The organism is Anaerotignum neopropionicum (assembly GCF_001571775.1).
Classification (GTDB): Bacteria; Bacillota; Clostridia; order Lachnospirales; family Anaerotignaceae; genus Chakrabartyella; species Chakrabartyella neopropionicum.
Map to the genome: position 1 here is coordinate 72,099 of NZ_LRVM01000005.1, position 13,831 is coordinate 85,929.

The following is a 13,831-nucleotide window of genomic DNA, read 5'->3' on the forward strand; positions in this document are numbered from 1 at the left end:
ATGAACCTTACAGAAAAACTTATCAGCAGCCATCTGATTAGCGGAAATATGATCGCCGGCAAGGAAATTGCCATCAAAATTGATCAGACTTTAACCCAGGATTCCACCGGAACCATGGCATATTTGCAATTTGAAGCAATGGGCATTCCCCGCGTAAAAACAGAGCGTTCCGTTGCTTATATTGACCATAATACACTGCAAACAGGCTTTGAAAATGCTGATGACCATAAATATATCCAAACAGTAGCAAAAAAACATGGAATTTATTTTTCCAAACCCGGAAACGGCATCTGTCATCAAGTGCATTTGGAGCGTTTTGGCAAACCTGGCAAGACCCTTTTAGGCTCCGACAGCCATACACCCACAGGCGGTGGTATCGGTATGCTTGCTATTGGTGCCGGCGGTCTTGACGTTGCCGTTGCCATGGGCGGCGGCGCCTATTTTCTGGCGATGCCTAAGGTTTGCCGTGTCAATTTAACTGGTTCCTTACAACCTTGGGTAACGGCTAAGGATGTTATTTTGGAGGTACTTCGTATTCTTTCCGTAAAAGGCGGCGTTGGCAAGGTTATGGAATACAGCGGCAAAGGTGTAAAAAGCTTGAGCGTTCCCCAAAGGGCAACCATCACAAACATGGGTGCAGAGCTGGGCGCAACCACCTCTGTTTTTCCCAGTGATGAGGTTACAAAGACTTTCTTGGAAGCGCAGAATCGAGGAGAGGATTGGATTGAGCTTTCCGCTGATGCTGACGCTACATATGACGAGGAAATCACCATTGATTTAAGCCAAATCGTTCCCTTGGTTGCCTGTCCTCATAGCCCTGACAATATTAAAAAGGTAAAGGAAATTCAAGGCTTGGCAGTGGATCAGGTTGCCATTGGCAGCTGCACCAACTCCTCCTATACGGATATGATGACCGTTGCGGCTTTACTGAAGGACAAGACCGTTGACCCTAACGTAAGCTTGGTGATTGCCCCCGGCTCCAAGCAGGTTATGAATATGCTGGCGGCAAATGGCGCCCTTTCGGATATTATTTCTGCAGGTGCGCGTATTTTGGAATGCGGCTGCGGCCCTTGCATTGGCATGGGGCAATCTCCCGCAACCAACGCCGTTTCCTTAAGAACCATCAATCGTAATTTTGAAGGCAGAAGCGGTACAAAATCCGCCCAAGTTTACATCGTAAGCCCCGAAACTGCCGTTGCCAGCGCCCTTAGCGGCAAGCTGACAGATCCCCATACTCTAGGTGAAGCGCCTTTGGTTTCCATGCCTGCTCATTTTATGGTGAATGATAACCTAATTATTCCGCCTGCCCCAGAAGGAGAAACTGTAAATGTGGTAAGGGGACCAAATATTCAGCCCTTCCCTAAAAATACAAAAGTGCCTAAAGATGTTGACGGCGGCGCATTGATTAAAGTGACGGATAATATCACCACTGATCATATCATGCCCTCCAATGCGAAGCTGCTTCCTTATCGCTCCAATGTGCCTTATTTGGCGGATTATTGCTTAACTCCTTGTGACCCTAAATTCCCTGCTCGTGCAAAGGCAGCAGGAGGCGGCTTCATTATTGCAGGGCAAAACTACGGCCAGGGCAGCAGCCGTGAGCATGCGGCTTTAGCTCCCCTACAGCTGGGTATCAAGGCTGTTCTTGCAAAATCCTTTGCCAGGATTCATATGGCAAACCTGATTAACAACGGCATTTTACCTTTGGTTTTCGTAAACGAATGGGATTACGATTCCATTCGCCTGGGTGATGAATTTTCAATCAAGTATGCGGCAGACCAAATCAAGAGTGCCGTTAACGGTCAAGATGTAATCGTAACACATTTGCGCACAGGTGCAGAAATTCCTACACGCTTGAATATTTCCGAAAGACAGAGAGATATTCTCTTAGCAGGCGGTTTGTTAAACTATACAAAAGCATCCAACTAATAAAAACCTTATTTTTTAGCATACAAGCAATGCGATTCAGTCGGCGCTTTCCGGCTGTATACGCTTGCCTAAAAAACGATTTTAGAAGTCTATGAATCTTTAATTGGTTAATATTCCAGGAGGAAATAAAAATGGCATATCATGTAACTTTAATTCCCGGAGATGGCAGTGGCCCCGAGGTAATTGCAGCAGCAAGAAAAGTTGTAGAGGCAACAGGGGTTGACATACAATGGGAAGAGGCCCAAGCAGGCGCAGCGATGATTGAAAAATATGGTACACCCCTGCCCGATGAAACAATTGCATCCATTCGTAAAACAGGCGTAGCCTTAAAAGGACCTATCACCACTCCCGTTGGTACAGGCTTTCGCAGTGTAAACGTTGCACTGCGTAAAACCTTTGATTTATATGCAAACGTTCGCCCTGCAAAAACCTATCCCGGCGTTATTTCAAAGTTTGAAAATATTGATTTGGTTATCGTTCGGGAAAATACCGAGGACCTTTATGCCGGTATTGAACGCATGGTAGATGAAAACACCGCTGAAAGCATAAAACTTTTTACGAGAAAAGGATGCGAACGTATTATTCGCTATGCCTTTGACTATGCCGTAAGAGAAGGCAGAAAAAAGGTAACCGCTGTGCATAAGGCAAATATTATGAAATGTACCGATGGCATGTTTCTTGATATTGCCCGGGAAATTGCCAAGGAATATCCGCAGATTCAGTTTAATGACAGCATTGTAGATGCTATGTGCATGCGCTTAGTAATGTACCCTGAGGATTATGATGTATTGGTATGCCCAAATCTTTATGGCGACATTGTTTCCGACCTCTGTGCCGGCTTGGTGGGCGGCCTTGGGCTGACCCCAAGTGCAAATATCGGAGTGAATGGCGCAATTTTTGAGCCTATTCATGGCTCTGCGCCTGATATTGCAGGGCAACACAAAATCAATCCCACAGCAGCAATTCTTTCTGCGTCCTTAATGCTTGCCCATCTAGGCGAAGGAAAGGCTGCAGCAAGCATAGAAAAGGCAGTTGAAAGGGTAATTGGCGAGGGCAAAATCCTTACCCAAGATATGGGCGGCACTGCTTCCACAGAGGAGTTTGCCGAAGCAATTATCACCGCTTTATAAAAAATTATTTTTATTAATCAACTTTAAAAGCTCGTACTTCATTTTCGAAGTACGAGCTTTCTTTTACCTATGAATTTTCTGCTTTTTTAATTGTTCACCACAGTACCACCACAAAAATCAACGGTAACATAAAGATACTTCCCTCGTTGTATTACACCAATGCCAACGGAATCCGCCGTTGGATCTAGCAAACTTCGAAATTGAGCCGCTGTTCTGATCCACTGCTGGTACACGTTAGTAACATCTCCCATTGGCTTGGCAATGACTTCGGAAGCACTGGTAAAAGAAATTTTCTCAGCCAGAATTCTGGTAAACGGACTACTTCCATCGCTTCCCGTATAGCTAAAATAATCTTTTCCTACCATATCAGTGCTATGGGCTAATGCAACCTTCGAAAGCTTTTCAACCTCCGTCAAAAGAGGTAGCCCCTGCTCCTTGCGCTTTACCTGAATTAAATCAAGCAATTCCAACTCTACGACTTTACGCTCTGCAACTGTCAAACCACTACGCACATTGTTGCCATATGCAAATTCTCTACTCTGTAGCAAAATACCCCGAATTGTACCCTCATAGTCCAAAGGAAAACTAGCGTAGGTTGTATCCGTCTCAATAATGCCACTATGCTCCACCAGACTGATATAATTCATTTGCTTAATATCAGCTGAAGTTCCGTCGCCATCTGTCCCTAAGTAGGAAAAATGCTTTGTCGGTACAAATATTTGTATCACTTTATCATCTTTCAAAGTTACAAAAAAGTAATTATCGTAGCCTCCCACATAGACATACCGCTTCAGACCAAATACCGTAGTATCGATTCTATCCGGCTGCCCCCAATCCTCCGTTAGTTGTTTTGAAGTTGTTGCCAAAGACACAGCCTTGTCATTGATATACACTGTTTGATAATCATATTTACTTTTTATGCTATCCCCAGTGGGGATCTGCCCTTCTTCTACCGGAGCTTCTACAGGTACTTCATTTTCCAGGTTTTCTTCTGTAGTATCCACCGGGTTTTCTTCCACAGGAACATCAATTTTGCTCCCGAAACTGAAGTTTTTTTCTGCATAATGATATGCTTTTTCCATGCCAATTACAGCTTCTTGAAACGTTAATGCTCTCATAGGATAAAATTTCCCATCATCGTCCCCCACTAAAATCCCAGAAAACTTTATTTTATTAATAACTTCAATGGACGGCTTCATTAAATTAGAAATATCGTTAAACGCATATTGCTCAGCCCCTGTTGTTAAGGTAATGCCCCAAGCGTTTAACATCCTGTTTAGCATAATTGCCAGCTGTTCTCGTGTCAGGCTTTTATTTGGCTCAAACTTTGTTGGCTCTGTTCCGCTAATAATGCCAGCTTCATACGCCAAAATAACCGATGTATCATCACAATCAGTAAAAGGACTTTTATTTTTCACAGTCAGCTTCTCGCCCTTAGTTTTTTCATATAAAAGCACTACAATTCTACAAAACTCAAGTCTGGTTATAGTCCTTTTCGCATCCAGAAGATCCTCATCCGTAATCAGTCCCTGATTATATGCCAACTCTAAAGAGGCCGTTGCCCATGGCTCCGCGTTTGTTGCCACAGATCCAAAAACTGGAAAGGCAGTGCCCATTATCATAAGCAGCGCCAAAATTACTGTAATAAGCCGCTTCACGCTATCATCCTCTCTATCTTTTTTTACCGGCCGCCTGGTGGAACCTCAGGCTTTTTCTGCATTACTGAAGCCTGTTTTTGTCTCAGAAACCAAATATATTCTTTACATTTTTCCGGCATATTATTCCAAAAAACAAAATCACACCTTGTATTCCTGAAAAGCTTGTAGTAGGAAAGAATATCACTTTAAATTCTAAAACGACAAGGACTTTTTTAGAAACATAAATATTATACCATAATATCAAAAAAACGCAAAAAAAATTCAAAATTTGACGTTTTTTAATCTTTTTTTCCAATTCAAAAACCCCCTGTTTTCTTTCGAAATACAGAGGGTTAATCTTATCTTTAATTAGTCAAGTAGAATCAAGCCTTCATTTCCTTCAGACCCATTAAGCCTTCTGCAAACAAAGCAGCATCCATCAATTTGATTTCGCCGTTTGCATCCCTATCAATAATAGGAGTAAACTCCATAACATCAAGAATTTGTGTTTGCAGGTCAATACCAGGTGCAATTTCAGCCAAATGCATACCGTCTTCTTTCAGTAAGAATACGCATCTTTCCGTAATATAAGTTATCTGCTGCTTGTTTGCAAGAGAAACATCACCATTAAAAGTAATCTGTTCAACAGATTTAATGAATTTTTTCTGTTTACCTTCCTGTGCAATAATAACTTTGCCATCTTCTATTTTTACCTTCAAGCCGCCGGCTGTGAAAGTACCGCAGAAGAATACCTTAGGTGTATTTTGTGTGATATTAATAAAACCGCCGCAACCAGCGATACGAGGGCCAAATCTGGAAACGTTTATATTGCCTTTTTCATCGCATTCAGCTAGTCCTAAATAGCAAAGATCCAAACCACCGCCATCGTAATAATCGAATTGATAACCTTGATCAATAAGCGCATCAGGGTTATAAGAAGCACCAAAGCGAACGCCGCCAGCTGGAACACCACCAATCGCACCACTTTCAGCAGTTAAGGTCATAAAATCAACGATACCTTCTTCATCTGCAACACTGGCTACATATTCAGGTGCACCAACACCTAAATTAACAGCAACATCTTTTTCTAATTCCATAGCACCACGACGACCAATAACTTTCTTTGCGCTCAAAGGAAGGGGCTCTCCTACAACCTCTGGTCTTCTACATTCGCCTGATAATGCTGGGTCATATTCACAGTCTAAAGATTGTTGATGATCTTCTGGGTCAGCTACAACAATATAGTCAACATAAATTGCCGGAACCTTTACATGACGTGGGTCAAGCGTTCCAGCTTTCACTACTTTTTCAACTTGAACTACCACGATACCGCCACTATTTTTAACAGCTTGGCACACAGAAGTTCCTTCCAGCGGTGCAACTTCTTTCTCAAACGTAACATTTCCACTTTCATCAGCGTAAGTACCACGAATAAGAGCCACATGAATAGGAAAAGCGGGGTAGAATAAATATTCTTGACCCTTAATCTCTACTAATTCAACAATATCTTCTTTGGTAATCTCATTAACCTTACCGCCGCCATTTCTTGGGTCGATAAATGTACCTAAACCAACTTTTGTAAATACACCTGGTTTATGAGACGCTATATCACGAAACAGATGACACAACGCACCTTGAGATACATTATACGCCTCCATTTTATTTTCTAGCGCCATTTTACCCAAAGCGGGAACCGTTGCCCAGTGGCCAGCGATGTAGCGTTTTAAAAGACCTTCATGAGCGAAGTGCTCAGCGCCTCTCCCATCTCTGTTGCCTTGAGAACCACAATAAACATAAGTAATGTTTTTGGGTTCACCTGTTTCCAAAAATCTTTTTTCTACAGCTCTATCAAGAGCTTCAGGGATTCCGTTTCCAACGAAGCCGCTTGTTGTAACTGTATCACCGTCTTTAATAAGCTTTGCAGCTTCATCAGCGGTAATTATGGGAACCTTTCTCATCGTCAAAAATCCTCCTAAATCTTAATCTATTTTGTATTTTTGCTTATCACAATACACTGGCGCAGTCACCCACCCCAGTGTATTGTATTTACAGCAATCGTATGTTCAATTACAGCATTTCTACGAAGGACTGCAATCTTGTCTTAACCTGCTCAAAGGAAGAAACTTCCTGGTCAACTTCAATCATCAGACTCTTAATGCCTTTTTCTTCGAATTCTCTGTACATTACAGGGTAATCCCATTCTTCAGGATCACAGAACTTCATCATTGCAACAATAATAGCATCTGCGCCTGTCTGAATTGTTTTGTTGATCAACATCTTGCCGCGGCCTTTCTTTGTATCGGTAGCAACGGAGCAACCATACATTTGCTGCCAAGACTTAGCCAATCTGTAAAGAGGTCCCTCTTGGCCATCAAGAACATCAACACGAATTTGTCTGGATTCTTGAGCCAAATCGTCATCAACAATTGCAATTTTAAATTCGTTGAAGATATCAAGCAGTTCGTTGGGCTCAAGCAAGATGCCAGTAACAACAACCTTCTTGCCATCCCAAGGCTGCGCAGGAGTAGCCTTAACTTCAGCAATGAGCTCTTTCACAAGTGCTGTGTGTTTTTCTTTCAGCATAAACTGTCTTGCTTTGAATACAGCATGACGGCTTACAGCGTCGATTACCTGAGGGTATTCAGCAGCAACCTGTACAAATTCACGCATAACTGCTCTATTTTCGTTGTAAACAACGATAGAATTTTCCAATGCACCATTTGTAATTTTTACACCCAAATTAGCTTCCAACTGGGTCTTTATCAATTCATATTCTGTAACTAAGAACTGATTAGCTGCTTCCAGGCCTCTGTTTTGAGGATGTGTAAATACAATTACAGGGGATGTGCCTTTCCATTTCTGGCTCAAGCATTTCAATGTATCACAAGGTACAGAGAAAATAACTGTTGCAAGGTCATCATAAGCGCCTTCACACTGCAACTCCATAACCTGCTGCATAATTGAACAAGCAAATGCAGGAAGGTATGTACGAGCTTTGGAAATTGATTTGCCCTGTGCACCCCAGATGCCCATAGGCAGGTAACCTGTTGCGTGTACCAATTCTTCAGGAGCATAAATAGGCATAATGCCTACAGCGCCCTTGCCTGTTTCAGCTTTATAATCATCCATTGCTTTTTTAGGATTTGCCGCAATGTCTTTTAATTGGGATAAAATAGCTTCTACTTTACTCATCGTTTTCTCCTCCTTATTATTCTGCTGCTGCCATGTTGGCTTCCATCATTTCAACCAGAGCCTGAACACGTGTATCGAACTGTGCGGGAGAGAATACGCGAGGATCTGTCTGGTCACCGTCAACGCTTACATAAGGCAAACCATTCTTTTCTTTAATGATTTCAGCTGTTTCAACGTTCAGGAAGCTCATAAGCTTGCAGCTTCTGTTCAGGTGGTAGATTGTACCGTCAACCTTGCCTTTTTCCATGATAGCCAACAAAACATCAACCTTGTTTTGTAAGCAGGTATTGATATAAATTCTTGTATAAGCTTCTGCCATAGAGTGCATGGATTCATCGTTTGCATCATAGTGCAAATCCCAAAGTGCAGGGTAAGCTGTGCCTGTCATGATAGAATTGAGACCCTTCATGGACTTAAATGTGTGACCCAAGTGAGGCCATACAGCAATACCTTCCCACTGGAAACGTGTTTTTTCAGCGCCCTTAAATGCATAGATACCAGCCTTCAAGTTTTCTTCCAATTCATCAGCAAATGCTTTAAATGTAATTTCAGCATAATCTAAGGAACGGCAAGCAACGATGAGCGCCATGTAGTTGAACAGGTCAAAGCCGTTCAAAGGTGATGGCTTATACTGAGCCATATCTGCGATTCTGTTCCAGTGATATACAGAACGCTGTGTCTGGTCTTTTACTTCTTTAAACTTCTTCCAGTCAAAAGGTCTGCCGCAGATTACTTCCAGCTGAGAAATAGCGTTTCTGAACTGGTCTGCAATGTAGGCCTTTGCATATTCAGGAATAGGCATTGTATGGTTAAAAGGAACATCGATAACGATGCAAGGAATATCCAACTCTGCTGCAAGGTTTTCATACCATTTCAACAATGTATTACAAATGTTGTTACAAGTAATTACCAAATCAGGGAGAGGAACATCTGCTGCAGGAGAGTTAACCAAAACTTCAGGCTTCACACCTGTAATCGCAGTTTCTTTCAGGCATTCCATGTAACCCATGTTTACTCTACCATAAGAACAGCAGTCAATATTGTAGCCTTTTCTATCAGCAACTTCAAGCATATCCATAGCGCCTTTTCTTGCGCCAATGCCTGCTGCGTGAGTTTCAGGGTAGATCATTGCAATCCCCATTGTTACGCAGAATTCAGGAGGAGCTACAGAAGCAGACCAGCAAACAAGATCGCCTCTTGCTTTTGCTTCTCTTGCATCCTGATCAGCCCTGTTTTGGAAGTAGGCTAACAATTGTTTTGCTTTCATGCCTTGTGTTAAACTCATTCTAATCCCTCTTTCTTATTTTTTTTGTGCCGCTTCATATGCGAACAACGCCGCACCCAGCGCGCCTGTCGTTTGTGGATTCGGTGCCACAATTACATCTGTCTTCAATACACCAGCTACAGCTCTGACAACGCCTGCGTTTTTTGCAACGCCGCCTGTCATTACAACGTCTTTTTCAACGCCACCTCTATAAGCTAAACCACAAGCTCTGCTGGCAACCGAAAGGTGAACACCTTTAATGATATTATTTCTGCTTACGCCGTTAGATAACTGAGAAATAACCTCAGACTCTGCGAATACTGTGCAAGTACTGCTGATTGGTGCAGTATCCGTAGCTTGTTCATCTAAACCGGCCATTTCATCCAGAGTCGTTTCCAAAACTCTTGCCATTACCTCCAGGAAACGCCCTGTACCTGCCGCACATTTATCATTCATAAAAAACTGCTTTATACCACCCTTGTCATCCAGACGAATTGCTTTTGCATCCTGTCCTCCAATGTCAATGATGGTGCGTGCAGTGGGTACCAAAAAAACAATGCCTTTTGCATGGCAACTGATTTCACTGATTTGCTTATCAGCACCAGGAAAATTAAATCTGCCATAACCGGTTGCGACGATATAAGAGATATCCTCTCTTGTCAGTCCGCTTACCTCATAAGCCTTTTCAAGAGCCTTCTGAGGACCCGAAGAGCCCGTTCCAACCTGAACAACCTCAGCAGCTACAATGTCCTTTCCGTCCTTCAAAATTAAAACCTTTGAAGATGCAGAGCCAACATCAACGCCCATTGTGTACATCTTTTGTCCTCCTTCAAACATTATTTGTATTTGTGATGCAATAAAATAACATTTGTTTTTTCAATTTTTAAAGTATTTCTAACTATTTTGCTGTTAAAACACCCAAAAAATCACTTTACAGCATCAAATTATAGTAAGAAATTATAGTAAGGTTAGTTTGCTTTGGCAACAGAAAAAACCTATATCTAATCTTTCTTTTAAATATCAGAATATAAGCTAAATTATCCTAAAAAAGCAATCATTCATGTCCTTACATGAATCTACCTTGTTACCGTTTTGATTATAACACTATTAAAATTTTATTGCAACCTAAATTGTTAAAAATTTATTATTATTTGAAAATTTTTTGGTACTCTCTGTGCAAATTATTCATGCAACAGACTTCGTTTTTTGAAAAAAACAAAATGCAGTCTCAAATTTTTTAACATTATAAATTCTTTTTTAGTAAAAAACAGTCCTTTAAAAATGAATCCAACGATTTTTGTTAATTTTTTTCATAAAATAATCTCTTTTTCTCAAATCAGCAGCAAGACAGTTGTTTTTTTAAAAAACCCCGTATTTCAAGGATTTTCAAAGATGCTTATTAGAAAATCTTTCTTTTTTCAGCACAAATTTCAAGTTTACAATCCAAAAAAATTAAGTTTTGTTTTTTCCAATATTATGAAGAATCAAAAACTTCTCTCTTTTAAAAAAACAATTTTGTGAAGGGCTACCTTTAATAATAGTAGATTTTCCATCCGACAGACATCTCTATAGTTTTGCTAGAAAAACAAAATGCAAAACCTAAGGCTTTTTCAATACAGTTTTTTCTTTCACAATTTTTTGTTAAAAATTACGCAAAAACCCTTTTGTTTCTCTTAGTAATAGGTGTTTAAATTTAACATTATTACTTAAAAACACATAGCCTCAAAGAACTCTTTCCCCGTAAAAAACCCTTTGTCTGAGAAACGTCGTCTGGAATCTGTTTTTGTTTCTGTTTTAATACAATAATTCTTTTATCGGACGATCCCTATATAAAAACTTCACATTATTAGCATGTTTTTCAGGGAATTAACTGTTTATTATTTCAATTATACGCTATTCTTTATTCTCCATCTGCTTTAGTGCTTCCTGAATTACCTTCCCGGCAATGGGTGTGGCACTGCCATAGGCATTAGAATTTTCAATTAAAACAGCCACTGCAACCTTCGGATCCTCCGCCGGCGCAAAACCTACGAACCACGAATGATCATTCCCCGTTGCATTCTCGGCGGTACCGGTTTTTCCAGCCACCGTAACCCCTTTGATGGATGCGGCAGATCCTGTGCCATTTTCTACAACAGAAACCATCATATCTTTTAATGCAGTTGCCTCCGCCGTTGTACATATTTTCGTCAGCTTTTTGGGTACGGTGTATTTCCCTACCTTACCATTGGTATACTGAATATGATCCACAATGTAGGGTTGCATCATAATGCCTTCATTCGCAATAGCCGCTGCAAGCATTGCCATATACAAGGGTGTTACTGCCGTTTGACCCTGACCAATTGCCGTTTCCACAAGCTCGCTTTGCGTTGCATTTGGGTTTAACCCAATTTTATTTTTGCTGTAAGCCAATTCAAACCCTAAAGGTGTTTCTATTCCAACCCGTTTCATTACCTCTCCCAGCTTCGACGCACCAAATTCCGTTGCCATTTGGGCAAAATAACCATTGCAAGAAACGGTCAAGGCCTGCTTCAAATCTACGGTTCCATGGGCCTTCTTGTTATAACAATGAATCACCTTATTTTCAAAGGATGCTCTCCCTGTGCATTCATAAGTTCTGCTTTGCCAATCCTGAATATTTTCCATAACTGCCAAGGAGCTTACCAGCTTAAACGTAGACCCCGGAGGGTATAAGCCTTGGGTCGCCCGGTTGACTAAAGGGCTATTCTCGGCATCCTTCAAATTTTCCCAATTGGCACTAACGGTATTGGGGTCAAAATCGGGATATGCCTGCAAGGCAAGAATTCTTCCCGTAGACGGTTCCACTACCACAACTGCACCCTTAGCATTTCCAAGAAGATTACCTGCTACAGTTTGAATATCCATATCCACCGTAACCACAACGCTGTTGCCTACCAATTCCTTTCCTGTGGCAATTGACATAACACGTTGCAAAAATTCATTGTGCAGCTTCATCATTTCAAAATTTTCCGCAGCTTCAACGCCAGTTTTTCCAACACTACTATACCCCGTAATATGGGCTGCCATGCGGGAACGCAGATATTTTCTTACATACGTTCCATCATTTTGCAATACACTGGTTGCCAGCACCTCACCGTCTATATCAATAATATCCCCACGACGAATTGTATTATCCACATAACGTAAACGTGTATTATAAGAATTTGTGGAAATTGCCACACGATCCATCAGAACCAGCTTTCCCATGTACCCCAATAAAAGGAAAAAGCACAGCACCAAAAGCCAAAAAATTCGTCTTATGCTTCGTTTCATATTATTCATAACCCTGTCCCCCTTCCGTTTCCAAAACAGGAGAGGTTTCCTCATCTGCATCATGCTGTTCACAGTATACGCAAACCCATTGCAAAAGCCCCATCATCATCAGACTGACCAAAACAGAGGTACCGCCATAGCTTACAAAAGGAAGGGTTACCCCTGTCAACGGAATCAGCTTAATGACTCCGCCGATAATAATGAAGGCTTGAAAACACAGCATTGTTATAACGCCAAGCGCCAAAATGCTATAATATCTTCGCTTGCAATCCAACGCAATTCTCACACCCCGATATAACAGCATAATAAAAATGCAAATCACGCCGGCGCCAAAAAGGGCACCGAATTCTTCACAAATTGCAGCAAAAATAAAGTCACTTTCCACAACCGGAATACTTTTAGGCATACCTTTTGTTAAACCGCTACCCAAAAAACCCCACGTTGTTATGGCAAACAATGAGTTTACAATTTGGTAGCCGCCGCGATCAATGTCCACCCAAGGATTTTGCCATGCAGCAACACGCACCCGTACATGAGAAAAAATTTTGTAAGCAAAAGTTGCCGCACCGCTTGCGCAGATCATGCCCAAAAAGAACAAAAACTCATTTGCCGTGGCAATATAAAGCATAACCATGTAGGTCATAAAGAAAATCAAGGCACTTCCCAAATCTTTTTGCAACACCAAAAGTAGAACTACCCCTGCACTGAGCACGCCGGTAACAATAAATTCCTTCCATTCGACCCTTTTGCGAAAAACACTGGCTAAGTAAAAAACAAATAAAAATTTTATCAGCTCTGAGGGTTGAAATGTAATCCCTCCCACTCGCAACCAGTTTGTGGAGCCGTTACGCTCCACACCAAATATTTTCGTACAAAACAATAATCCAAAGCAAATAATTATAAATGCCCATTCAAACACCTCAAAGCGAGGAATCAACCGAAAGAAGGCCGGCAGCAGCAACATCCCCACCAAACCGATAATCATCCACATTAATTGCTTGTATGCCAAGACTGGCGCAAGCCTTTGGAGCATAATCAGGCTTGTATCCATTAAAAACAGCATCCCTGTCCAAATGAGAGGACAGCCTTCATAATAAAACCGATCCAGAAAATGAATGGCCGCCAACAAAAAAACGCAACCCACCGCACCAAATAATACAGTCTGCCAATTATATATCCCCAGTTCCCGATTATATGCCAAAATCAAAAAAGCAGTAATGTGCATCAAAATAATAAGGCGCCTCTGAATAGAAACCGCATGATAAGGGCTGCCCAAAAAGCCGCCCTGTTCATACGCAATATAAACAATGCCCTGCCACAAAAAGAAGCCAATATAGAAAACAAATAAAAATCTGCTAAGCATAATCAACAGATCTAACATAGCC

10 protein-coding genes are annotated in these 13,831 nt (G+C 41.4%); 2 read left to right on the forward strand and 8 right to left on the reverse strand.

What is annotated here, in order from left to right:
* Positions 1 to 1,929, forward strand: coding sequence for an aconitate hydratase (locus CLNEO_RS08985; RefSeq protein WP_066087625.1), 1,929 nt, complete (start codon positions 1 to 3; stop codon positions 1,927 to 1,929).
* 131 nt (positions 1,930 to 2,060) lie between these two features.
* Positions 2,061 to 3,059, forward strand: a complete 999-nt coding sequence (locus CLNEO_RS08990) for an isocitrate/isopropylmalate dehydrogenase family protein (protein ID WP_066087628.1) — start codon at positions 2,061 to 2,063, stop codon at positions 3,057 to 3,059.
* Between the two features lie 86 nt (positions 3,060 to 3,145).
* On the opposite strand, the gene CLNEO_RS08995 is transcribed toward CLNEO_RS08990, so the two are convergent.
* The 8 genes from CLNEO_RS08995 to CLNEO_RS09035 all read right to left on the reverse strand — a co-directional run bounded on the left by CLNEO_RS08995 (position 3,146) and on the right by CLNEO_RS09035 (position 13,827).
* Positions 3,146 to 4,717, reverse strand: a complete 1,572-nt coding sequence (locus tag CLNEO_RS08995; protein WP_066087631.1) for an S-layer homology domain-containing protein — start codon at positions 4,715 to 4,717, stop codon at positions 3,146 to 3,148.
* 82 nt (positions 4,718 to 4,799) lie between these two features.
* Complete coding sequence (locus CLNEO_RS09000) at positions 4,800 to 5,012, reverse strand: hypothetical protein (protein ID WP_066087634.1); 213 nt, start codon at positions 5,010 to 5,012, stop codon at positions 4,800 to 4,802.
* Between the two features lie 67 nt (positions 5,013 to 5,079).
* Positions 5,080 to 6,654: an acyl CoA:acetate/3-ketoacid CoA transferase gene (locus CLNEO_RS09005; RefSeq protein ID WP_066087637.1), complete on the reverse strand. Its 1,575-nt coding sequence runs from the start codon at positions 6,652 to 6,654 to the stop codon at positions 5,080 to 5,082.
* Between the two features lie 109 nt (positions 6,655 to 6,763).
* Positions 6,764 to 7,888 (reverse strand): 2-hydroxyacyl-CoA dehydratase subunit D, encoded by a 1,125-nt coding sequence (locus CLNEO_RS09010; protein ID WP_066087640.1) that lies wholly within the window; start codon positions 7,886 to 7,888, stop codon positions 6,764 to 6,766.
* A 16-nt stretch (positions 7,889 to 7,904) separates the two neighbouring features.
* Entirely contained in the window at positions 7,905 to 9,173 is a 1,269-nt protein-coding gene (lcdA, locus tag CLNEO_RS09015; protein WP_066087643.1) for a lactoyl-CoA dehydratase subunit alpha, read from the reverse strand.
* A 15-nt stretch (positions 9,174 to 9,188) separates the two neighbouring features.
* Entirely contained in the window at positions 9,189 to 9,968 is a 780-nt protein-coding gene (locus CLNEO_RS09020; RefSeq protein WP_066087646.1) for an acyl-CoA dehydratase activase, read from the reverse strand.
* Positions 9,969 to 11,045: 1,077 nt separating this feature from the next.
* Positions 11,046 to 12,455, reverse strand: a complete 1,410-nt coding sequence (locus CLNEO_RS09030) for a peptidoglycan D,D-transpeptidase FtsI family protein (protein ID WP_066087652.1) — start codon at positions 12,453 to 12,455, stop codon at positions 11,046 to 11,048.
* Positions 12,448 to 13,827 (reverse strand): FtsW/RodA/SpoVE family cell cycle protein, encoded by a 1,380-nt coding sequence (locus CLNEO_RS09035; protein WP_066087655.1) that lies wholly within the window; start codon positions 13,825 to 13,827, stop codon positions 12,448 to 12,450. Before CLNEO_RS09035 ends, CLNEO_RS09030 begins: the two co-directional genes overlap by 8 nt.
* Positions 13,828 to 13,831: the final 4 nt, after the last annotated feature.